This is a genomic window from uncultured Flavobacterium sp., assembly GCF_963974175.1.
GTDB lineage: Bacteria > Bacteroidota > Bacteroidia > Flavobacteriales > Flavobacteriaceae > Flavobacterium.
This window is the reverse complement of sequence record NZ_CAXBBR010000003.1, coordinates 104,289-126,447: the sequence shown is the minus strand read 5'-3', so window position 1 is coordinate 126,447 and position 22,159 is coordinate 104,289. Positions and strand designations below refer to the sequence as shown.

Below are 22,159 nucleotides of genomic sequence, written 5' to 3'. Positions count from 1 at the left end.
TTTATTTACATTCTATGTTTAAAGTTTTTCTCGATAGCTTTGATCATTTCACCAGCGATATCTTTATTAGTAGCACCTTCAATTCCCTCTAATCCTGGAGAAGAGTTTACTTCTAATAATAAAGGGCCTTTAGAAGAACGAATGATATCTACTCCAGCTACTTTTAAGTCCATGGCTTTAGCTGCTTTTATGGCGATTCTTTTCTCTTCTGCAGTTGGCTTTATGATAGAAGCAGTTCCGCCAAGGTGAATATTAGCTCTAAATTCGCCTGGCATCGCTTCACGCTGAATCGTTGCGACTACTTTTCCGTCAATTACAAATAATCGTAAATCTTTACCATCTGCTTCTTTGATGAATTCTTGAACTAGTATATTAGCATTTACACTTTTGAAAGCATTAATGACACTTTCTGCCGCTTTTTTAGTTTCAGCAAGAACAACACCCTTTCCTTGAGTTCCTTCTAATAATTTTACAATTAATGGTGAACCACCAACCATTTTAATCAAGTCATTAGTGTCCAATGGAGAATTGGCAAAACCAGTAGTAGGAATACCAATTCCGCTATTTAATAACAATTGTAAAGAGAATAATTTATCTCTTGATTGTGTGATGGCGTTCGCTGAGTTTAAACTATAAACTTTTAAAGCTTCAAATTGACGAGTTAAGGCACAACCGTAAAAAGTAATACTTGGTCTTATTCTAGGAATAATAGCATCAAATTGATTCAAGATTATTCCTCCTCTATAATGAATTTCCGGAGTTTGTGCATCCAGCTTCATATAGCATTCTTTAATGTTTAAAAAGTGCATTTCGTGACCACGCATTTCCCCAGCTTCCATAATACGTTTGTTACTGTATAATTCTGGATTACTGGCTAAAACTCCGATGCGCAAACCGGTAGTTGCTTTTTCTGAATTTTTATATAATTCTTTTAGATTGTCAGTGGTAGGTTGACCCAATAGGTATTGTTGTTCTGGATCAACAAGAACTCTTCCGCTCATGGCTTCTCTTCCTAGAAGCATTCTGAATCCCATGGAATCCCTATTAGTCAAAGTCATTTCAATAGGCCAAATAGAGTCTCCAATTTTCAAATTAGTTTGAATCACATAGCGTTGCTCTCTAAAACCGCTGGAGCTTTTTACGATACGCTTGTCAATTAGTGGAGCCTCACAATGGATGACCGTTTTTAAATTATTCTGAATAGGGTTGATGTCAAATCGTACCCAGTTTGTTTCATTTTTAATAAAAGGAGCTATGTTAATAGCATGTAAAGCAGATGTTTTTGCACCAGAGTCTACACGGGCTTTTATTGTAGGAATTCCCAGTTCAGGAAAGGAGCACCATTCTTCACTACCTAGAATAACTTTTTCTTGAGGCATAATATTTGTTTTTTTTAATGTCTAATTATAAAAGTCAAATGTAAATATTTGTTTTTAATAACAGGATAAATTTACATAAAGAATAAACCCGCTATGTTATACAAACGTAACGGGTTTATTTTGGTATCTAAAATACGATTTTCTATTGTTTTGTAGGCTCTTCGGCTTTATTAACTTTTACGCTTAATTCCTGAGCTCCCTCTTCAATATCCATGAATATCTCATCTCCTGAAGAAATTTTAGAAGTAATAATCTCTTCGGCAAGTGAGTCTTCAACATATTTTTGAATGGCTCTTTTTAAAGGTCTTGCGCCAAATTGCTTGTCGAAACCTTTGTCTGCAATAAAAGCTTTTGCTTTGTCAGAAAGAGTCAGTTTATATCCTAGTTCAGTAAGACGAGCATATAATTTTTTCAATTCGATTTCGATAATTAAATCGATATCATGTTTCTCCAATGTGTTGAATACAATTACATCATCAATTCTGTTTAAGAATTCAGGAGCAAAGGTTTTTTTCAACGCATTTTCGATGATACTCTTAGAATTGTCATCTACACTTGCGGCTCTTGCAGCTGTTCCAAAACCTACACCTTGACCAAAATCTTTTAATTGTCTTGCTCCAACATTTGAAGTCATGATAATTATGGTATTTTTAAAATCAATTTTTCGGCCTAAACTATCAGTTAAATAACCATCGTCTAAGACTTGTAGTAACATATTGAAAACATCTGGATGTGCTTTTTCAATCTCATCCAATAATACAACACAATATGGTTTTCTACGTACTTTCTCTGTTAATTGACCACCTTCTTCATAACCTACGTATCCCGGAGGAGCACCAACTAAACGAGAGATTGCAAATTTCTCCATGTATTCACTCATGTCAATACGAACCAATGCATCTTCAGAATCAAATAATTCTTTAGCAAGAACTTTGGCTAATTGTGTTTTTCCAACTCCTGTTTGTCCTAGAAAAATAAAGGAGCCAATTGGTCGGTTTGGATCTTTCAGTCCAGCACGATTTCTTTGAATAGATCTTGCAATTTTTAAAACAGCTTCTTTTTGTCCAATAACTTTACTTTCGATAAGTTGTGGTAGTATAGCTAGTTTGTTGCTTTCTGTTTGTGCAATACGGTTCACGGGAATTCCAGTCATCATTGAAACCACATCGGCAACGTTGTCCTCTGTAACCTCAATTCGATTGTTTTTTGCGTCCTCTTCCCATTGTTCTTGAGCTATTGCTAATTCTTTTTCGATGCGTTTCTCGTCATCTCGAAGTTTTGCAGCCTCTTCATATTTTTGTTTTTTGACAACAGCGGTTTTTAGTTCGCGAATCTCTTCCAGTTGACGTTCTAAATCAAGAATTTTTTTCGGAACTTCAATGTTGGTAATGTGCACGCGAGAACCAGCTTCGTCTAAAGCGTCAATAGCCTTGTCCGGTAAAAAGCGTTCTGACATGTATCTATCTGTTAGTTTGACACAGGCTTCAATTGCTTCTTGTGAGTAAATAACATTATGATGGTCTTCGTATTTGTTCTTGATGTTGTTTAGAATTGTAATTGTTTCTTCAACAGAAGTTGGTTCTACGATTATCTTTTGAAAACGTCTCTCTAATGCGCCGTCTTTTTCAATATACTGTCTGTATTCATCTAGTGTTGTTGCTCCGATACATTGGATTTCTCCTCTTGCTAGAGCGGGTTTAAACATATTGGATGCATCCAAAGAACCAGTAGCTCCACCAGCACCTACAATAGTGTGAATTTCATCAATAAAAAGAATAATATCGTCATTTTTCTCTAATTCATTCATTACGGCTTTCATACGCTCTTCAAACTGCCCTCTGTATTTAGTTCCTGCAACAAGACTAGCTAAATCTAAGGTAACAACACGTTTGTTGAAAAGGATACGAGATACTTTCTTTTGTATAATACGTAAAGCTAAACCTTCAGCAATAGCTGATTTTCCAACTCCAGGCTCACCAATAAGGAGCGGGTTGTTCTTTTTACGTCGACTTAAAATTTGACAAACACGTTCAATTTCTTTCTCACGTCCTACAACGGGATCTAATTTGCCTTCTTCGGCCATTTCTGTTAAATCCCTTCCAAAATTGTCTAATACAGGTGTTTTAGATTTCTTATTGGATTTATTGGCTGGATTATTAAAATTACCTTCTTTAAGACTGTCATCTTGTCCTGCGTCGTCATTATAAGAGTCTGTAGCTCTTGGTAAATTTTCCAAGAATTCTTCTTCGTTTGGTGTCATATTGATATATTGTTCTTTAGCTACATCGTAATCAATTTTAAGTTTATTCAGTAGCTTGGTTGTGGGATCGTTTTCGTTTCTTAAAATACAAAGCAATAAATGCGCTGTACTTACAGAGGAACTTTGAAACACTTTTGCTTCTAAAAAAGTGGTTTTTAAAGCGCGTTCTGCTTGCCGAGTTAAATGAAGATTTTTCTTTTCTAAATTAGTCTCTACGCCAGGGGTTGCGGGGCTTAGTATTTCTACTTTCCTACGCAGATGGTCCAGGTCGATAGAAAGGTTATTTAAAATTTGAATTGCTTTACCATTTCCATCTCGAAGGATACCTAGCATCAAGTGTTCAGTTCCTATGAAATCATGACCTAGTCGCAATGCTTCTTCCTTGCTGTAGGTAATAACATCTTTTACTCTTGGTGAAAAATTATCATCCATAATGTATATTTTGTATATGTAAATTTAGTGAATTAGTATTTTAAAAACAAGAATCATACCTGAAGATGTCGTGTCAGCTAATTGACAAAAAAAATGGGGAAATATCGTAAAATGGCATTTAATTTATTAAACAAAAGGGGAAGATAATTTGTTAATAAATCTTTCAAATAAGAATGTTAAAATGCTTTAAAAAATTTCAAAAAGCTGTATATTGGCACGTTTTGAAACTAATATAATATTTTAATATAACAACTTATGTCTGAAGGAGAAAACATAATTCCTATTAACATAGAAGATGAAATGAAATCAGCTTACATCGATTATTCGATGTCAGTAATTGTATCAAGAGCACTTCCAGATGTTAGAGATGGTTTGAAACCAGTTCATCGAAGAGTTCTTTATGGAATGTATGATTTAGGAGTTTTTTCAAATAAAGCCCATAAAAAATCCGCCAGAATTGTCGGAGAAGTTTTAGGTAAGTATCACCCTCATGGAGATACATCTGTTTATGATGCTATGGTTCGTATGGCTCAGGAATGGAGCATGCGTTATTTGCTAGTTGACGGTCAAGGTAACTTTGGTTCTGTTGATGGTGATAGCCCTGCAGCAATGCGTTACACTGAGGCTAGAATGCGTAAAATTTCGGAAGAAATTATGGCAGATATCGAAAAAGAGACAGTTGATTTTCAATTGAACTTTGATGATACTCTATATGAGCCAAAAGTAATGCCAACACGTGTTCCTACGTTATTGATCAATGGAGCAACTGGTATTGCGGTAGGTATGGCAACTAATATGCCGCCTCACAATCTTACCGAAGTAATCAATGGTACTTTGGCGTACATGGATAATAACGATATCGAGATCGATGAACTGATTAACTATATTAAAGCACCAGATTTTCCAACTGGTGGTATTATTTACGGTTATGAAGGTGTTCGGGAAGCATTCAAAACCGGAAGAGGTAGAGTGGTGATGCGAGCTAAAGTTGGTTTTGAAGAAGTAGACGGAAGAGAGTCTATTATCGTTACCGAAATTCCATACCAAGTCAATAAGGCTGATATGATTAAGCGTACTGCTGATCTGGTAAATGATAAGAAAATTGAAGGAATTGCAAATATTCGTGATGAATCAGATAGAAACGGTATGCGTATTGTTTATATTTTGAAGCGTGATGCTACTCCTAACGTAGTTTTAAACACGCTATATAAATATACTCAATTACAGTCTTCTTTCAGTGTTAATAATATTGCATTGGTAAAAGGTCGTCCACAGATGTTGAATCTGAAAGATATGATTCACTATTTTGTGGAGCACCGTCATGATGTGGTGACTCGTAGAACGCAATTTGAATTGCGTAAAGCAGAGGAAAGAGCACATATTTTAGAAGGATTAATTATTGCGTCAGATAATATTGACGAAGTTATTGCACTTATCAAGGCTTCGAAAAATACGGAAGAAGCAAGAGGAAAATTGATTGAAAGATTTAAATTATCCGATATTCAGGCGAGAGCAATTGTTGAAATGCGTTTGCGTCAATTAACAGGTCTTGAACAAGATAAGTTAAGAGCTGAGTATGATGAAATCATGAAGTTAATTGATTACTTAAAAGGTTTATTAGCAGATGTGAATTTAAGAATTGCTTTGATTAAAGAAGAGCTTGTTGAAATTCGTGAGAAATACGGAGATGAACGTCGTTCTTTAATTGAATATTCAGGTGGTGATGTAAGTATTGAAGATTTAATTGCTGATGAGAATGTGGTTATTACAATTTCTCATGCAGGATATATTAAACGTACAAATCTAACGGAATACAAAACACAGAATAGAGGAGGAGTTGGTCAAAAAAGTGCAGGAACGAGAGATCAAGATTTCTTAGAGCACATGTTTGTAGCAACGAATCATCAGTATATGATGTTCTTTACTCAAAAAGGGAAATGTTTCTGGATGCGTGTTTATGAAATACCAGAAGGAAGTAAAACAGCTAAAGGTAGAGCGATTCAAAATCTTGTGAATATAGAGAGCGATGATAAAGTAAAAGCATTTATCTGTACTCAGGATCTAAAAGATCAAGCCTATATTAAGAGTCATAATTTGATTATGGTAACTAAAAAAGGTCAGGTTAAGAAAACATCTTTAGAGAAATATTCTAAACCTAGAGTTAATGGTGTTGCTGCAATTACAATTAAAGAAGGAGATGAATTATTAGAAGCAAAATTAACGAATGGTGAAAGCCAAATTATCCTTGCTGTGAAGTCTGGGAAGTTAGTTCGTTTTGAAGAATCTAAGACTCGTCCAATGGGAAGAACAGCCTCTGGAGTTCGTGGAATTTCGCTTAAAGATGATTCTGATGAGGTAATTGGCATGGTTACTGTAGATAAGGATGCTGTAAACGATTCACAAGTTTTAGTAGTAACTGAAAATGGATACGGAAAGCGTACTAAATTAGTTGATGACGACGGAGAAGATGTTTATCGTATTACCAATCGTGGTGGTAAGGGAGTTAAAACTTTAAATATTACTGAAAAAACAGGTAATCTTATATCGATAAATGCAGTTACTGATGCAGATGATTTAATGATTATAAACAAATCAGGATTGACCATTAGAATGGCTGTTGAAGACTTAAGAGTTATGGGACGTGCTACTCAAGGTGTGAAACTGATTAACTTAAAAGGTAAAGATTCGATTGCTGCTGTTACTAAGGTAATGAAAGATGATCCTGAAGAAGTTGTTGTTGATGAAGACGGTAATGTTGTTGAAGTCGAAGCAATCGAAAGAGTTAAACCTGTCTTAGAAGTTTTAGAAGATGATGGGGTTGTTGAAGAAGATGATGACGAAGACGAAGATTCAGACGATGAAGAAGAGGTTGAAGATGAGTCGGACGATGATGATGAAGCATAACTAAGAATAATACACAAAAACAAGAAAAATTAATTAAATATAAAATAGAATTTTATGAAAAGTAAATATGTAGTACTAGCATCAGCTTTATTGATATCGGTAGCATCTTTTGCTCAAAAAGACGAAATGAAAGCTGCCGAAAAAGCGTTTAAAAAAGGAAACTCACAAGAAGCAGCGACTATATTACAAGGAGCTGAATCGTTAATTTCTAACGCAAGTGATGATGAGAAAGCGCAGTTTTTCTTTTTAAAGGGAAATACATACTTAGATTTAGCAAATAAAAAAGTAGATACAGATAAAAATTTATCTTTGGCCGCAGATGCTTATTTAAGTTTAGTAGATGTGGAGAAAGCATCTGGGAAATCAAAATATTCGTCTCAGGCTACTAAATCAATTATTGAGATAAAGTACAAATTGATAAATAGCGCTATTGCTGACTCTAAAGTTGACAAACATGGAGAAAGTGCAAAGAAACTTTATGATGCCTATTTGTTAGATAAAAAAGATACTTTGAATTTATATTATGCTGCTTCTACTTATGTGAATGCAAAGGAGTATGAAAAAGCAATGAAATTATATGAAGAGTTGAAAGCAAATAATTATTCTGGAAAAGCAACTAATTATTTAGCAATAAATAAAATATCAGACGAAGAAGATCTTTTTACTACTGCTGCAGAAAGAGATAAAGTGGTTAAATTAGGTACTCATGAAAAGCCAAGAAATGAAGTTATTCCTTCAAAAAGAGGAGAGATATACAAAAACATGGCTTTGATCTTAGTTGATGCTGGTAAAACAGAAGAAGCTAAAAAAGCGATTTCAGAAGCTAGAGCTGCAAACCCTGAAGATACTTCATTGATTTTGACTCAGGCAAATTTATATTTGCAAACTAAGGATTTTGAGACTTACAAAAAATTAATTAATGAAGTATTAGAAAAAAGCCCTAACGATGCTGATTTAGTTTTTAACTTAGGAGTGTTAAGTGCTAATGCTAAAGATATTGTTAATGCTGAAAAATATTATGCTAGAGCCATTGCGATCAACCCTAAATATGTTAATGCTTATATCAATATGGCGGCATTAAAGTTAGATGCTGAGAGTACTATTATTGAGGAGATGAATAAATTAGGGACTTCAGATAAAGATATGAAGCGTTACTCAGTTTTGAAAACTCAAAGGCAAAATATATTTAAGAGTGTTATTCCTTATCTTGAAAAAGCATTAGAAGTAGATTCAAAAAACGATGATGTTGCTAAAACACTTTTGAATGTGTATAGTGCATTGGAAATGACTGCTGAGAAAAAAGCTTTAGAAGCAAAAATGAAGTAATATATTCTTTAAGACTAAAAAAAAGCCTATCTGATTCAGATAGGCTTTTTTTATATAATCTTTTTTATAACTCTGAGTTTATGGGTATGCTTATTTATTTCGGCATTGTAGATTCCTAAATGATCTAATCTGTCAATTCGTACTTTTCCGCTAGCGTGAATAATATAATTGTTTTCCATGATAATCCCTACATGTATGATGTTTCCTTCGTCGTTGTCAAAAAAAGCCAAATCACCTGGTTCGCTTTCCTCAATAAAGCTTAAAGCTTCTCCTTGCATAGCTTGTTGCGATGCGTCTCTTAATAATTTGTACCCATTAAGTTTGTAGACCATTTGGGTAAAACCAGAACAATCAATACCAAAAGGCGTTTTTCCTCCCCAGAGGTAAGGCGCGTTCAAATATAAAAAGGCTGTACTAATAAGGTGTTTTTTGTCTTTGACGCCATTGACTTTAGTTCCTTCAAAATCAAAATGACTTGTGTTTATGTTGTCATTGCTGATAAACGTAATAGAAGCTCCTAGAGGTATTGGCATTAGCAAGTTAGAAGGCCCTGTAACGTATTCGATTAAATCAGAATTTAAAATGATAGGATCCTCTGATAGTTGATTGAAGTTTGATTCATCAATAACTTGGTATTGTTTAGAGTCGACCCAGCCTTCATATCCGTCGAAATGCATTTTGATACGAGACCATTGTTTTTGTTGTTCTAAAACTTCAAAATGCTCGCCAAATAAAACTTGAGAAACGATTTCGCTTCTGTCACTAGGTTCAAACCGAAGCGGGATTATAGCCAGATTACAAATTCCGAACATTTATGTAAAATTATGAGTTAATAGTTATGAGTTATGAGTATGAAAACTCATAACTCATAATTATTTAAATTCTTTCTATAACAACTGCTGAAGCACCACCTCCGCCATTACATATGGCTGCGGCTCCAATTTTAGCATTATTTTGTTCTAAAACATTCAATAATGTAATGATAATTCGGGCTCCTGAACAACCTAGTGGGTGTCCTAGTGAAACTGCTCCTCCATTTACATTTACTTTATCGTTGTCTAGACCTAAAATTTTAGCGTTTGCTAGTCCTACAACTGCAAATGCCTCGTTAAATTCAAAATAATCAACATCGCTGATGCTTATACCTGCTTTGTCTAAAGCTTTAGGAATTGCTTTCGACGGACTTGTTGTGAACCACTTTGGTTCTTGTGCCGCATCAGCATAGCTTTTGATAAAGGCTAGAGGTTTTAAACCTAAAGAGATTGCTTTTTCTTCGCTCATTAAGATCATAGCTGCTGCTCCATCATTTATAGTTGATGCATTTGCAGCGGTTACAGTTCCGTCTTTTGAAAAAACAGCATTTAAAGTTGGAATTCTATCTATTTTAACATTTGTAAATTCTTCGTCTTTGGATACTATAATCGGATCTCCTTTTCGTTGTGGAACTGAAACAGGAACAACTTCGTTATCAAATTTACCATCTTGCCAAGCTTTTGCTGAACGCTCATACGATTGAATTGCGTAGTTGTCTTGGTCTTCTCTGGTGAATTTGTATTCAGAAGCACATAAGTCCGCACAAACGCCCATAGCGTTATTGTCGTAGGCGTCAACAAGACCGTCCTTTTGCATTCCGTCAACCATAGTAGAAGGACCAAATTTTGTCCCATTTCTCAAATTCATGTAGTGAGGAATTAAACTCATGTTTTCCATACCACCTGCAACTACGATTTCGGCATCACCACATTGGATAGCTTGGGCTGCAAGCATAACAGATTTCATACCAGATGCACATACTTTATTTATTGTTGTACAAGCAACAGTATTAGGTAAACCTGCAAAAATTGCTGCTTGACGTGCGGGAGCTTGTCCTACGCCAGCCTGAACAACATTACCCATATAAACTTCATCAACTAGATTTGGATCTAATTTTATTTTATCTAATGCTCCTTTAATGGCTATTGCACCTAATCTTGGAGCGGGTACTGTAGATAATCCACCCATAAAACTTCCGATAGGTGTCCTAACGGCAGAAACGATAACAACTCTTTTGTTCATGATTTTTATAATGTTGGTTTATGTAGCAAATTTAATCATTTTAAAACAAAATCTGATTTTGATTTGATTATTATATTTTTGCAAAAGAAATATTGTTTTTATTTAAAGCTATATGTTTGATAGTGAACTCGTTTTATAAAAATGTAAAAAAACATTAAAAAAAAGCCCCGAAATAGTTGTGAGTAATGCAATGAAGTGTTACATTTGCAACCGCAAAAAGGACATGTTTTCTTTGAGCTTGGAGGGGTGCCAGAGTGGTAATGGAGCAGTTTGCTAAACTGTCACCGAGCAATCGGTGCCAGGGTTCGAGTCCCTGTCCCTCCGCTTAATTTTTTTATGATTCAAAATTAGTATTTTGAGTTCTCATGAAAATGGGGAGATTATAAAAATTTTAAAATGAATATTGAATTTTCGGGGTGTAGCGTAGCTCGGTTATCGCGCCTGCTTTGGGAGCAGGAGGCCGCAGGTTCGAATCCTGCCACCCCGACAATAAAAACTTTTTCCATTTAAGTTTTAAAAGAAAAATGGAGGCATAGCTCAGCTGGATAGAGCACCTGCCTTCTAAGCAGGCGGTCGAAGGTTCGAATCCTTCTGCCTTCACAAAAACCCTTATAAACGTCTGATTTATAAGGGTTTTTTAATTTAGTTGCCATTTTCGTTGCCTTTTTTAGTTGTTAACAACTATTTTTTTCATTACTCCATTAATCGATACAACGCATTTAAACAATCTTGAACCGAATTAAGGGTATTTTGATTTGGGTAGCTATTGTTTTCCCAATAGCCCCATGGTTCACTTAACCCTTCCAGTTCCGTTTTAATTTTCTGCACTTTTAATTTGATATTTTTTGAAAAATGCTTCTCTCTTAAAATAGCTTCACAAAGATTAAAGGCACCGGTATGGATATACCTGTTTTGATAAAATGAAATTGAATCAATTTTGCTAATTACATCTGTTTTTGTCATAATATTAAATTTGAAATTTATAATGACAGCAAGATCAGAATGTTTTAAAAAAATAAAAAGGACACAAAAAATCCCTCCAATAAGAGGGATGTAATAATGTTTTAAACTGACATATCTAATGCCTTAAAGCCTACAAAAATCATTATTAATCAATAGTTTAATAGTATTGTCTATCACCTTTTGAAGGTATTACCATTTTGGTAACCCCTTCATATTTGCAATGGCTTCTGGTTTCTTTGATTTTAAGATCAAACGGTATAAGTTACCTTCGTTGATAATTGCTGAACTCTGTTGTCTTCCTAAACCATCTATGACATCGTGTTTCACGACCCCATCTGACTTACAATGCCTTATAACCGCATCATTGGTATTCTGATACCCTAAGATATCAGCAACATCTTTTGCAACGAACATTGGTTCGTTATTTTGTTAAACTAGCTCGTAGTTTAAATTTCATATCTTCAGAAAGTGCATTGTCATATTTCCTACCCCGAGGGGCGGAACTAGAGACTCCCAATTCTACTAGTTCCAATTCTAAGTATCTCTTACGACTAGTAATTGAACTTAAACATTGTTCAAAGAGTTGCTTTTCATCTTCTAGTGCAGCGAGCTCTTTTTTTATATATGCTAATTGTTGCTTTTTATTCATTGCTACTAATTTAAATTTAATCACCAGGTTAAAAATCAAATAGCAATAAAGATCTAATTAGTCAAAATAATTGTTTTACTACTAAAAATATTAAACCTCATTTTCTAACTCATCTGATATCTGTTTGATTTCATCTCTAGACAAAGTTACATTAATCATTGATCCCATTTGCCTATTATCTTTTTCATAACCGCCCAAATGCTTCATTAGTTTTTCAACAGCTTGTAACTTATCAAATACTTTTATCTTTTTAGTATGACCAATTACGACTTGCTTTTTTCCATCATATCCTTTTAATTCTTCTACAATTATATCTGATATCATCATTCGTGCCTTTTTCGGTATTTGATTGATATCTTTAAGAGCTCCGTTTTTATCAAACAGATCAGCTATATCAAAGAGTAAAATATCCCCCAGTGCATTAACAATATCATCAATTGTAACTATATTTCTCTCTTGCAATTCGCTTTGTAAAACTTCTAACCTTGTACTAACCTTGTACTCATTTGATAGCCTGGAAGAACGTTGATGTATCGTTTCTGGCTTCATATTATTACATGAATAAACCTCACGATAAGCCGCTGACTTATCTCCAAGCTTAATATAGGCTTGGCAAAAGGCTTCTTGTTTTATTGTTAAGTTGTTTGTTTTCATAACTATTTTCAAATTTAATAAATTTTAGTGTGCTATATCTGCAATTAGTTTTTTTGCTTTCATTATAAAATCGCTAATCTCAATATTCTTAAAAATCACTTCACAGTGAAGATCACCATAACTTTCGCCTAAAACATCTTTTTCAGCTTCATCTAACTTATCATAAAGCTTCATATCCACTCCTAAGAGTATATAATCAATCTCAAACGGTAAGTAAAAATCATTGTCAAAATCTGCTAAACTTCTAGAAAATGTTAGAAACTCCTCTTTTATTTGTTCAGCTTTGATATAACTTTCAAGTTCTGTATCTGTAAAAGGCTTATTAGACATAACGTTATCTATTACTTTGTAAAAAATTTCAGTTGGAATTCTAAATTCGGATTTAAAACCTTTTGACAATTCGTTAGCTTTATTGATTACTCTAAGTAAATTTAATATCTCAATGCTAAAACCAAAAAGTTGTATTTGATCTTCATGTAAAATACTTTCCGTATTTAATACCATAAATGAATCTAATCCTCTGTTTGCCATAAATCCTTTTGGAGTGACTTCTACTTGTTTGTTTGTAAGTACCATAATTGTAATTTTGATTGTTTTTAATTTTTTGTCTAATATTTAGTAATACTATAATTATTATTTTCCAAATGTATGTAATACTATAATTAAATACAAATATCACTATAATTATTTTTAATATAATTTAGTATTACTATAATTATCTATCTTTGTATAAATATTAAATGATAAAATCATGAGCATTTTAAGACTAAAAGAAATATTGATTGAAAAAGGTATATCCGGAAAAGATTTAGCTGCAAAGGTTGAAGTAACACCGGCTAGTATCTCAAACATTGTCCAGGGAAATAGTTTTCCAAAATCTGACTTATTAATTAAAATTGCGGAAGTTTTAGACGTTGATGTTAGAGAACTGTTTGTCCCTACTAAAGAAACTGAAACCGAAACTATTTTTTCATTTCGTGAAGGATCCTATATTCCTATTGGAGAGTTGAAAAAAATTTAGAATAGTTTAAAAATTATAACCTTCCGTAATGGAAGGTTATAATTGTTCCTGTTACCTTCTCCAGTTTATGTTAGACCTTCGGTAATTTTCGTAATCAAAATCAATCTTGTTGATTACTTGTACATTTGTTTTTAGTTTTTTGATAGCTTCTGTAGTTCTTCTTAGTTCATCTAATAATTCAGGATTACTATTTTGATTATTATCAATCAAATGAAAATTACTAGCCAATTCTTTTTCTTTATAAAATCCTTTTAGAATTACATTTCGTTTGTATTGATGAAAATCAGCCATCGATTTGTGGACCACATCATCTTGTTGTAAGAAGGTAAGCGTTGGTTGGTTTGGCGTAATTCTGGCACCTGAACCATCGGGACGAGAAACTACCTCGGGAATTCCACCATCACCTACAATAGCAACCTCAGCAGGACCACCTTTACGACCCATTTTATATTTAGGAATCGGAGTGGCTATTGCAGCCGCTAATTGAATTGCTCCTACAACACCAGCTATAATTGATCTTGCTACTTTGGTATATGGATCCCCTTCTGTGTATGCTTTGATTACAGCAAGAGCTGTAGCCATAGAAATCATTGCAATATTTATAGCTTTATCAAATACAGCTTGTTTATGCTGTGCTGCTCTTTTCTTTTTTTCTAACGCTTCATTTTTCTTATCACGTTCTTTTTGTAAAGCATCCTTTTGTCGCTCATCATTACCGGCTAGTTCTATTTGCTTATCGTAATACTCATTATTTTTGGAGATTTCATCATCGATTTTTTGAATTTTAGCTTCTGAAAAAGCACTGGCAAGATTAGATAGTTCGCCTGTCACTTCCATCGCTATTTCCAAAGTAAGTTCCGCTTTTTCTTTAGCTGTCATTACTTTTTTATCTTCCCCGTCTTTGAATTTTTCAAGTCCTAACTCGGAAAGCCTAGCCTTTGCTTCATACAGTTTCTTCTCCAATGAAAGGATAAAAGCATTTGATTTTTCAGAGCCATCGCTTTGTTGTTTATATGCCTCTAATTCTAACTTTGTATTATCAATAAGCATTTTTGCCAATTCTTTTGAAGCATCTAATTTTATGTTGAATAACTTTTCTTCATGTTTTTTGGCGGCATCTTCAAGTTCCTTATCATTCAATAATTTATTGTCTAATATTTTTTTATATTCCTCATTTTCAATAGCAACAGCTTTATTGGATGCTATTTCAATATCAGTCGTTTTTTTTAATAATCCTGCCTCATAAGACTTAGTATCAAACTCGTTTATCTTGTTAATTTCATCTGATGTTTTTTTCTCAATGTCGACAATTTTATTAGCAGTATCTTCTTTGATCCTTATTTTTTCATTAGAAGATAATTTGTCTTTATCGTCTACAACAAACTTATCAGCATCTAAAGAATGCTTTTTAGTTAACTCTGTCAATTCAATTTGTTTTCTATTGCTTTGAACAGCTGAAGCAATGCGTATCTCGTCCGTTTGTGTGTCGTCTTTAGTTATCTCATCGTTAATGATAACCATTCGTTCTAAACGTTGTTTTTCTAGGTTATATAGATCATCATTCAGTTTCTTTTCAGCTGATAATTTATCCCGAATAGCTTTGTCTCTTGCTGCTTTTTCTTTTTCGTTATCTCCTTCTGGACCCGCATTTTTGTTTTTAGTAGTTACTCCTGCAGCACCTTCTTTTATTTGTTTTATTTTCTCAGCTGATTTCCCTATTTGAACTAAAGCATCTTCTTCTAGTTTGGTTTGAAGATGACCTAAAGCCCTATCCCCTCCTAAAATAGATTCTCTTTTCTCTTTTTCGGCTTTAATAATTGCTTTATTTACCCTAATGTTTTCACGCTCTCTTGTTAATATTTCACGCTTAGTTAATTCTATGTTTTCCTTAGATGTATTTGCAATATTTTTCATAATTGCCTGATATTCTTCAAAACCTTTCTGCTTTCCTATATTTTGAAAGTAAGCTGTCAATTGATTTTCATCTTTAAATAGCAAAGCTGTAAAATCAATGATATTAGTAAGTCCTGATGTTATTTTCTTAACAAAAACCCCAAAACCGCTTGTATTAGTATCATTAATTGAACGGATCATATTTGTCCATGAATTAGAAAACCGATTGGTTAATTTTGTCAATGTTTCTATCCCTTCGGCTTTATCGGCTCCAGTAAGTAGTAATAATTGACGGGATGTTTCTGGCAATACTTCGCTAGCTAAAATTTTACCTTGTTTAATCATCTCAAAAAGTCCTTTTTCAGTAAGGTTTTTTAATTCTGGATGTAGTTTTTGAACTGCTTTTGTCATAGCCTGAACTGCCCCAGGCATTGCTTCAGCTAATTGTCCTCGTAACTCCTCGCTTGCGACTGTTCCTTTTGATAACATTTGATTTACTGCCTGAAATGAGCGCTCTAGAGTTTCATTACTCAATCCTAATGCACTCCCTGACTTTGATATGTTCTCAAAAATTTCTTGAATTTCATTTCCTGATATTTTGTCTTTTGCGGCAACATAAAACGATATGAATTGCTTAGTAAGATTCTTAAGTTCTAACCCATATTTTTGAGAAATAGATTGTAAAAATAATTGTTGATTAGCAAATTCTTCTTGAGTTCCGGTAACTGCCTTTAATGCTAAATCAAGCGACTGAAGCTCTTTTGTAGTATCAAATACATCCTTTACAACGGTAGCCAATAGAGATACTCCCCCAACAATTCCAAAAGCTCCTATAAGGTTCGACACTCCCGAGGTAAAAGATCCAAATTTACCACCATAATTCCCTACATTTTTAGTGAAATCTCCAACTGCTCTATCAGCTTTTCTAACTTTTAAATCAAGAATATCATATTCTTTTTGAGCCTTTTTTATTTCAGCAGTTGAAGAACTTTCAGCGCTTAATAATTCGCGAAGTTTATTTTTAGCTTCTGTTCGGGCACGGTTCAATTTTTCATAAGCTCCAACCAATCCTAATCGTTCCCTAGCTTCCTGTTTTAAAGCACGATTATTTATTTCGTTTTGCAAACGCTCATCAACAGTAAGCTTGGTATTTGTCTTTTTTGCTGATTCAATTTTGCTTTGAACCGTCAAAGAATCCCTATCCGTTTTTAACTTAGCTTGTTTTATTTTCTCTAATGACAATTCCGACGCTTCAAGCAACTTATTGGCATTTATTGCTTGAAGGGTTATAATATTCTCCTTTTGTTTTGCTTCCAAATAAGCTTGCTGACTATCCGCTTTTCTAAAAACATTAATCAACGGTGCCATTTCTTTCAATGAAGCCACCAATTGCTTATTGGCTTCAATAGCAGGTTGCATATTTTTAGCATATTCAGTACCAATGGTTAGTGCCTGGTCTTCAATAATATCTTTTCGTGTAATTAATCCATCTTTTCCCATGTGTTTTATTTATTTTTAAGTGATTATTTGAACTGTGTCATTGTTTCTAAAATATCGCAATTGAATGATTTTAAAAGCATTATAATCTATTGCGATTGTCTGATAAATTATGTGGAAATGTTCTTTAAAAGAATACTCTAATAATTCTTTTATTTCTAAATCATTAGTTAAGATCACATTGAATTTTTCATCAATTCTAATAGGAGAGAAAACATGATTTTCCCATTTTTCTACAAGTAATGTTTCGAATTCTAGTAATTCTTCTATGGTCAAATTGTCTTTCATCTTTTTTAAACTATTTATTATTTAGAATGATTATAAAGTTAGTTTTACGAACAAAAAATAGGGTTCACGTTAAGCAAACCCTATTTGAGTTACTAATTATATTTATTATGCGCTTGATTACAGGTAGTTAAATATTTTAATTTGTCATAATCAACACTAATTTTTTCGTGCTCACAGTCAAAAAGTAAATCCAAACAATCGAACTTATTAATATTAAGAACATTTTGATCTTCGAGATACTTTAAATATTTGTTATACGCTGATTCAAGTTCTTTGGCCATATCTAATGCTGTAAAATCAGATTCATCAATGTAAACTCGACAATAAGTCTCTAAAATAGCTTCTCTATTTTCTGGAGAAATAATAAACGATCCATTAAACGAAATGAATTTCACAGATAACAAACCTGTCCATGAACCATAAATATTAGGACTAAAACCCTTTGCCTTTTCTACTGATACCTTCAAAGCATCAATAATATCGGTATGGCTGGCCATCATATTATGTCTAATAATTTTTGAAGTAATTTTCAGCGAATCTAGTTGTGCATTCAAATTATCCTCGTAGAGCTTAATATATTCTGATGGCCCTATTAATTTCAATTTTTGAAATATGGTGTTATCAAAAAGGCCTAATTCTAAGGCTTCATAACTTCGCTTTATCTCCTGAAGTACTGGAGTAAACTTTACTAAATCATTTGTGATTTTATCACAAAAAGCAAGATCTTCTTTTAAAAGCTTTCTTTTTTCTTTTTTGTTGCTCATGGTTTCTTTGTTTTTATTTAATTACTGTTTTTAATACTTTCCAGGGATATTTCCATTTTCAAAATAATCGGTATAATCCGGAACAATCTTTTCTGAATCGACACTGGCCATTTTATATTGTTTAGCATGGGTTTCGATAATTCGATCTGCATCAAACTTATATGCTGTTTTGGTTGTGTTTGTAAATCCGTTATTTGGTTTTACTCTGTTTATAAAATTGTCTTCTAAAATTTTTATGAAATTTTCAGGTTTACAAATCCAATCAAAACTTGCAATCCAATTGTCCTTATTTTCACCTTGTAGAAAATTCGAATCACGTACTTTTTCAATAACTGTCTGAATTGATTTTTTGCCGTGTTTTTTTTCTAAAACTAAAAGTCTTTTTTTCCTGGGATCTGATAGGTTTTTAACTTTTGGTAGATTGCCATTATTAGAATTAAAAAAAGAAATAATTTTATCAAAATCTATCTTAGTATCTATACTTTGATTTTTTAAATCAACAACTCCGTTAGGAATACTTTCTTTTATCTTATTTTCTTTTATTTCCTCTTCTTTTATCTTATCTTCTCTTATTGGCTTTTTTTCGCTTTTGCTTTCAGAAACCAAATTAAAACCGTTCGGTTTATTTTCGCTTTCTATTTCTTTTTTAGGTCTTCCTCCTAGAGATCCATTCATTGAATTAACTCTAGATTTCTCTGAAGCTTTATAAAACTGTTCGTCAAGAAAATTGATGCTAATTTTTCCTGAGTCGATTTTGATTATTTTTTCATCTATCAACTCTTTAAACATTTCATCACTTTTTAATCTTTTAATGGCTTGATCTAGGTTCAATTCACAGTCTTTTTGCCAATACAAAGCCATCAGGTTAACGAAGAGTCCTTGCGCTTCAAATGAGCAAAACATTATATCACCGGCGAGCCATTCCGCTACTTCGAATTGAAAATATGGCAGTCTTTTACCCATGGCTATAACTTTAAGAGTTTTTAGATTGTTCTAGATAAAAATCATTTAGCCAATTATAGAAATCAGTAAAATTGCTTACAGTCAAATAATAGCTTTCAGCTACTTTAATTTTACTTTGATAGGTAGTTTGTCCTTTTGGATGGTTATTGTCTCCTGTAGCTTCAATTTTAACCTCAATCCTAACAAATTTTCTATTTATAACACTGTGGATATAAACAGCTTCTCTTTTACGGATTCTATAGATCCATTCATTGCTACAAATAGCTATAGCACCCAGTGTATAAGTCGGTGTTTTTCTATTATTCTTAATAAATGATCTGTAGTTTACCCTTTCAGCTTGGCTATCGTTGAAAAGTATATAATCAATTATGCATTTTGCAGCTTCGTTTGAAGTTTTATCTGAGTATCTAAGTTCTGGAGAGTAATGATTGTCCGGATTGTATTCTTTGAGTTTTTGAAGAGCAAGCTTCTCCAGAACTTTAATACTATCGGCTTCACTATAACTTATTTTCGTAATTTTGCCTTGTTCTAAATCATCAAAATCAAGGCTTTGGGTATCTGTAGTACTCATAGCTTTGATTTATCGTTTATACTTTAAGGATTTTACTTCTTCAAGGCCTTTCTCAAATTGGGATTGCTCTATAAAGATTCTTCGACCTATTTTTTTTGCTTTTATTTTACCTTCTATAATGTAGTTTCGAATAGATAATTCAGAAACTCCAGCATAAGCTGCCAATTCTTTTACAGAATAAAGTTTATTTTCGGTTTGTTTGGGTGGGTGTTTAATATCGAGTAGTAAATTTTCGATATTTGATAAGCGTTGTTCTAGTACTTCAAATGGATTGCTCATAACCTTTGTTGTTTTAAGTTTTAACAAAGGTTAGACCGACTTAAAGGTATGAACTGGTTAAAACCAGTTACTAATTTTATTTTTATTCAAAATCTATTAAAAAGCCTTGAAGTATTTTAAGTTCATCGATAGCTTTACTTTTTGATTCATTGGAAAGTAAAGCTATAACTTTTTCAAATTTTTTAATTTTATTATTTAGAGTTAAACGTGTATATGATGGATGAGGTTTGGCTTTTCGGTTGTTTCTATCGTAATAAAAAGTATAATACTGTAATAATTTTTTACCTGAATTGTGCCTGTATTTATTAGCAATTTCATTGTGATTAGAAATATTAATACATTTATTCTCATAAACATATTTTAGTGCTATTATTTCTAAAGACATTTTAGGTTGTACCGTTTCGGTACCTCCTTCGGCTTGTAGAGGTATTAAATTGTTTTCAATTTCTTGTGTTTTATTTTGAATAAATTCAAGTATCATATTAAAACTACGATTGTATTTATCACACAAATCAATATCTTTAACTCTTAGACGAAATGTATCATGATATAATGGCATCTCATCCATATATGGGTGCCAATAGTAAAAAACAGACTCGCTAATTTTACTTTGGATGCATTTAAATGAGTTACTTAACGGTTCTACGTTAAAAAACTCTAACTGTTCTATACTTAAATCTTCGCGATGTTTGATTGAAGTATTATTAATGCATTCTTTATACAGTTGTTTCTGATTAGTTAAAAAATCCTTTTCTGAATTATCTTCCCACTCATTTAGAAATGTTTCTAACAAAGTATAGTATTTATTTTTGAACTCATTAAATGTGTAACATATAATTTCTTCCATTTTACCAGTATTTAGTTCCTATATAATAAAAATTTATTTTAAAAATAGTTGGCTATTTCCATTGCTAAATTATTGTTGCTTTTCTTTTCGGTATCTGTAAGTAGTTTTTTAGAAGCTTAATTTTCTCCTACAATCTTTAAAGGAATATCAATTTTAAAAACTTCATCCATTGCTTCTTTCTTCTCCGGCTCACTAATTTGATAGTAAGCGTTTAAGGTTTTCATGTCAGTATGGCCAGTTATGGAAGCAATCAGTTTATCACTTTTTCCTTGTCTTTTCATCATCGTTATAAAGGTTCTTCTTGCTGTGTGACTAGAAATACGATCTTTAAAAATCATTTCTTCTTTGATGTTTTCCTTGCCTTTGGTAGTAACTTTTTCAACTTTGTGGGTATATTCCATTTCTTCAAAACAATCCTTAATATATTTGTTTTGCTTTTGGTTTGTAATTAACGGAAGGTCATAATCATACTTCAATAAAATATACCTGGAAAGGCTTGTTAGTGGAATTTCTCTGGCTTCTTTTGTTTCATCTTTTTCTTCCTTAAGAATGATATAATCATCGGTTATATTACTTCTATTTATTGAAGTCATTTCACCATATCTAAATCCAGTAACACAAGCGAAAACAAAAATATCTCTGGCTTTTTCAAGTCTTTTGCTTTTAAATTCGTGCTGCATTAATTTATTTAGATCGTCAATAGTTAAAGCAATTTGTTTTGTAAGTGTTGGTTTTATTATTGATTTTCCATTGTCATCATTATTGAAGATCTCAAATGCATTGTTGTAGGTATATTTGCTTTTTAGTGCCCAGAACATGAAAGTTTTAAAAAAACCTAAATTTTTCAAATAAGTATTGTTTATATGTTTCAGATCATCCATGCAATAAGAAGAAAACTTACTATAAAAATTTGTATCAATTTTAGTGAATGTCAAAGGGTAATTTTTTGCTTCTTCAAACTTTTTAAGGATGTTCTTAATGTTTTGATATCTTTTTTCGGTTCCTTTTGACCATTGCATTGTATCTTTTTTATTTGCTGTAAATTCATCATAAGCATCAAAAAAGATATTCTTTCCAGAAGGTGTTTTTTTAAATTCGTCATCAAATACTTTTTTCAAAGTTTTCGTTGTAAACGCTTCTTTTATTTTTTTATACTGGCTTTCGGTTTCCAACATCAAATCGGAATATCTGTTTAATTGCATTTTGATACCTTCTGCAAACTTTGACTTGTTAGTTCCATTAGTAAAAGGAAACTTATTTTTGAAATCAAAGTTTTTAGGATTGATCTTCTCACCGGTGGAATAGATAAATTTTTTGTTTTCATCTTTGAAGAAACACGAAAATAGAATCAGAGTGTCTTTTTCCGAATTTGGTTCTTTGAGTTTAAAGGTGTATTTCATATCGTTGCCATTTA

At 32.7% G+C, this 22,159-nt stretch carries 20 protein-coding genes and 3 tRNA genes; 6 read left to right on the top strand and 17 right to left on the bottom strand.

What is annotated here, in order from left to right:
• Positions 1-5: 5 nt before the first annotated feature.
• Both rimK and AAC069_RS05840 read right to left on the bottom strand, forming a co-directional pair.
• The gene (rimK, locus tag AAC069_RS05845) at positions 6-1,379 is read right to left on the bottom strand and encodes a 30S ribosomal protein S6--L-glutamate ligase (protein ID WP_339919541.1); all 1,374 of its coding nucleotides are present in this window, start codon (positions 1,377-1,379) and stop codon (positions 6-8) included.
• A 142-nt stretch (positions 1,380-1,521) separates the two neighbouring features.
• A complete protein-coding gene (locus tag AAC069_RS05840) occupies positions 1,522-4,071 on the bottom strand; it encodes an ATP-dependent Clp protease ATP-binding subunit (protein ID WP_091086518.1) in 2,550 nt (849 codons plus the stop codon).
• A gap of 255 nt (positions 4,072-4,326) precedes the next feature.
• On the opposite strand from AAC069_RS05840, the gene gyrA reads away from it, so the two are divergent.
• Together gyrA and AAC069_RS05830 are read left to right on the top strand one after the other, a co-directional pair.
• Positions 4,327-6,975 (top strand): DNA gyrase subunit A, encoded by a 2,649-nt coding sequence (gyrA, locus tag AAC069_RS05835; RefSeq protein WP_339919540.1) that lies wholly within the window; start codon positions 4,327-4,329, stop codon positions 6,973-6,975.
• A 54-nt stretch (positions 6,976-7,029) separates the two neighbouring features.
• Entirely contained in the window at positions 7,030-8,301 is a 1,272-nt protein-coding gene (locus tag AAC069_RS05830; protein ID WP_339919539.1) for a tetratricopeptide repeat protein, read from the top strand.
• A 50-nt stretch (positions 8,302-8,351) separates the two neighbouring features.
• On the opposite strand, the gene AAC069_RS05825 is transcribed toward AAC069_RS05830, so the two are convergent.
• Both AAC069_RS05825 and AAC069_RS05820 read right to left on the bottom strand, forming a co-directional pair.
• A complete protein-coding gene (locus AAC069_RS05825; RefSeq protein WP_339919538.1) occupies positions 8,352-9,113 on the bottom strand; it encodes a C40 family peptidase in 762 nt (253 codons plus the stop codon).
• Between the two features lie 64 nt (positions 9,114-9,177).
• Positions 9,178-10,356 (bottom strand): acetyl-CoA C-acyltransferase, encoded by a 1,179-nt coding sequence (locus tag AAC069_RS05820; RefSeq protein WP_339919537.1) that lies wholly within the window; start codon positions 10,354-10,356, stop codon positions 9,178-9,180.
• A 240-nt stretch (positions 10,357-10,596) separates the two neighbouring features.
• Between AAC069_RS05820 and AAC069_RS05815 the strand changes: the two genes are divergently transcribed.
• The 3 genes from AAC069_RS05815 (at position 10,597) to AAC069_RS05805 (ending at position 10,956) form a co-directional block, all read left to right on the top strand.
• Positions 10,597-10,680: transfer RNA gene (locus tag AAC069_RS05815), tRNA-Ser, on the top strand.
• A gap of 88 nt (positions 10,681-10,768) precedes the next feature.
• Positions 10,769-10,843 (top strand) — tRNA-Pro (locus tag AAC069_RS05810).
• Positions 10,844-10,882: 39 nt separating this feature from the next.
• A tRNA-Arg gene (locus AAC069_RS05805) sits at positions 10,883-10,956 on the top strand.
• A gap of 93 nt (positions 10,957-11,049) precedes the next feature.
• Here AAC069_RS05805 and AAC069_RS05800 read toward each other — a convergent pair.
• The 5 genes from AAC069_RS05800 to AAC069_RS05780 all read right to left on the bottom strand — a co-directional run bounded on the left by AAC069_RS05800 (position 11,050) and on the right by AAC069_RS05780 (position 13,198).
• On the bottom strand, positions 11,050-11,319 hold the full coding sequence (locus AAC069_RS05800; protein ID WP_339919536.1) for a hypothetical protein: 270 nt from the start codon (positions 11,317-11,319) through the stop codon (positions 11,050-11,052).
• Between the two features lie 189 nt (positions 11,320-11,508).
• Positions 11,509-11,733 carry a Bro-N domain-containing protein gene (locus AAC069_RS05795; RefSeq protein ID WP_339919535.1) on the bottom strand — a complete coding sequence of 75 codons (225 nt, stop codon included), beginning with the start codon at positions 11,731-11,733 and terminating at the stop codon, positions 11,509-11,511.
• A 7-nt stretch (positions 11,734-11,740) separates the two neighbouring features.
• Positions 11,741-11,968, bottom strand: a complete 228-nt coding sequence (locus AAC069_RS05790) for a hypothetical protein (RefSeq protein ID WP_339919534.1) — start codon at positions 11,966-11,968, stop codon at positions 11,741-11,743.
• 90 nt (positions 11,969-12,058) lie between these two features.
• Positions 12,059-12,622: a terminase small subunit gene (locus AAC069_RS05785; RefSeq protein ID WP_339919533.1), complete on the bottom strand. Its 564-nt coding sequence runs from the start codon at positions 12,620-12,622 to the stop codon at positions 12,059-12,061.
• 24 nt (positions 12,623-12,646) lie between these two features.
• Complete coding sequence (locus AAC069_RS05780) at positions 12,647-13,198, bottom strand: hypothetical protein (RefSeq protein WP_339919532.1); 552 nt, start codon at positions 13,196-13,198, stop codon at positions 12,647-12,649.
• 175 nt (positions 13,199-13,373) lie between these two features.
• On the opposite strand from AAC069_RS05780, the gene AAC069_RS05775 reads away from it, so the two are divergent.
• Positions 13,374-13,643 carry a helix-turn-helix transcriptional regulator gene (locus AAC069_RS05775; protein WP_339919531.1) on the top strand — a complete coding sequence of 90 codons (270 nt, stop codon included), beginning with the start codon at positions 13,374-13,376 and terminating at the stop codon, positions 13,641-13,643.
• 51 nt (positions 13,644-13,694) lie between these two features.
• Here AAC069_RS05775 and AAC069_RS05770 read toward each other — a convergent pair whose 3' ends face one another.
• The 8 genes from AAC069_RS05770 to AAC069_RS05735 form a co-directional block, all read right to left on the bottom strand.
• Positions 13,695-17,036 (bottom strand): tape measure protein, encoded by a 3,342-nt coding sequence (locus AAC069_RS05770; RefSeq protein WP_339919530.1) that lies wholly within the window; start codon positions 17,034-17,036, stop codon positions 13,695-13,697.
• A gap of 15 nt (positions 17,037-17,051) precedes the next feature.
• Entirely contained in the window at positions 17,052-17,321 is a 270-nt protein-coding gene (locus AAC069_RS05765; RefSeq protein WP_339919529.1) for a hypothetical protein, read from the bottom strand.
• A gap of 92 nt (positions 17,322-17,413) precedes the next feature.
• Positions 17,414-18,085: a hypothetical protein gene (locus AAC069_RS05760; RefSeq protein ID WP_339919528.1), complete on the bottom strand. Its 672-nt coding sequence runs from the start codon at positions 18,083-18,085 to the stop codon at positions 17,414-17,416.
• Between the two features lie 30 nt (positions 18,086-18,115).
• Positions 18,116-19,048, bottom strand: a complete 933-nt coding sequence (locus AAC069_RS05755) for a hypothetical protein (protein ID WP_339919527.1) — start codon at positions 19,046-19,048, stop codon at positions 18,116-18,118.
• Positions 19,049-19,058: 10 nt separating this feature from the next.
• A complete protein-coding gene (locus tag AAC069_RS05750; RefSeq protein ID WP_339919526.1) occupies positions 19,059-19,619 on the bottom strand; it encodes a hypothetical protein in 561 nt (186 codons plus the stop codon).
• 9 nt (positions 19,620-19,628) lie between these two features.
• Positions 19,629-19,898 (bottom strand): helix-turn-helix domain-containing protein, encoded by a 270-nt coding sequence (locus AAC069_RS05745; RefSeq protein WP_339919525.1) that lies wholly within the window; start codon positions 19,896-19,898, stop codon positions 19,629-19,631.
• Positions 19,899-19,980: 82 nt separating this feature from the next.
• Entirely contained in the window at positions 19,981-20,745 is a 765-nt protein-coding gene (locus AAC069_RS05740; protein ID WP_339919524.1) for a hypothetical protein, read from the bottom strand.
• A 116-nt stretch (positions 20,746-20,861) separates the two neighbouring features.
• Positions 20,862-22,145 (bottom strand): tyrosine-type recombinase/integrase, encoded by a 1,284-nt coding sequence (locus AAC069_RS05735; protein ID WP_339919523.1) that lies wholly within the window; start codon positions 22,143-22,145, stop codon positions 20,862-20,864.
• Positions 22,146-22,159: the final 14 nt, after the last annotated feature.

Coding starts and splice junctions, on each gene's coding strand:
- rimK (WP_339919541.1), bottom strand. CDS start 1,379: ATGCCTCAAGAAAAAGTTATTCTAGGTAGTGAAGAATGGTGCTCCTTT.
- AAC069_RS05840 (WP_091086518.1), bottom strand. CDS start 4,071: ATGGATGATAATTTTTCACCAAGAGTAAAAGATGTTATTACCTACAGC.
- gyrA (WP_339919540.1), top strand. CDS start 4,327: ATGTCTGAAGGAGAAAACATAATTCCTATTAACATAGAAGATGAAATG.
- AAC069_RS05830 (WP_339919539.1), top strand. CDS start 7,030: ATGAAAAGTAAATATGTAGTACTAGCATCAGCTTTATTGATATCGGTA.
- AAC069_RS05825 (WP_339919538.1), bottom strand. CDS start 9,113: ATGTTCGGAATTTGTAATCTGGCTATAATCCCGCTTCGGTTTGAACCT.
- AAC069_RS05820 (WP_339919537.1), bottom strand. CDS start 10,356: ATGAACAAAAGAGTTGTTATCGTTTCTGCCGTTAGGACACCTATCGGA.
- AAC069_RS05800 (WP_339919536.1), bottom strand. CDS start 11,319: ATGACAAAAACAGATGTAATTAGCAAAATTGATTCAATTTCATTTTAT.
- AAC069_RS05795 (WP_339919535.1), bottom strand. CDS start 11,733: ATGTTCGTTGCAAAAGATGTTGCTGATATCTTAGGGTATCAGAATACC.
- AAC069_RS05790 (WP_339919534.1), bottom strand. CDS start 11,968: ATGAATAAAAAGCAACAATTAGCATATATAAAAAAAGAGCTCGCTGCA.
- AAC069_RS05785 (WP_339919533.1), bottom strand. CDS start 12,622: ATGAAAACAAACAACTTAACAATAAAACAAGAAGCCTTTTGCCAAGCC.
- AAC069_RS05780 (WP_339919532.1), bottom strand. CDS start 13,198: ATGGTACTTACAAACAAACAAGTAGAAGTCACTCCAAAAGGATTTATG.
- AAC069_RS05775 (WP_339919531.1), top strand. CDS start 13,374: ATGAGCATTTTAAGACTAAAAGAAATATTGATTGAAAAAGGTATATCC.
- AAC069_RS05770 (WP_339919530.1), bottom strand. CDS start 17,036: ATGGGAAAAGATGGATTAATTACACGAAAAGATATTATTGAAGACCAG.
- AAC069_RS05765 (WP_339919529.1), bottom strand. CDS start 17,321: ATGAAAGACAATTTGACCATAGAAGAATTACTAGAATTCGAAACATTA.
- AAC069_RS05760 (WP_339919528.1), bottom strand. CDS start 18,085: ATGAGCAACAAAAAAGAAAAAAGAAAGCTTTTAAAAGAAGATCTTGCT.
- AAC069_RS05755 (WP_339919527.1), bottom strand. CDS start 19,048: ATGGGTAAAAGACTGCCATATTTTCAATTCGAAGTAGCGGAATGGCTC.
- AAC069_RS05750 (WP_339919526.1), bottom strand. CDS start 19,619: ATGAGTACTACAGATACCCAAAGCCTTGATTTTGATGATTTAGAACAA.
- AAC069_RS05745 (WP_339919525.1), bottom strand. CDS start 19,898: ATGAGCAATCCATTTGAAGTACTAGAACAACGCTTATCAAATATCGAA.
- AAC069_RS05740 (WP_339919524.1), bottom strand. CDS start 20,745: ATGGAAGAAATTATATGTTACACATTTAATGAGTTCAAAAATAAATAC.
- AAC069_RS05735 (WP_339919523.1), bottom strand. CDS start 22,145: ATGAAATACACCTTTAAACTCAAAGAACCAAATTCGGAAAAAGACACT.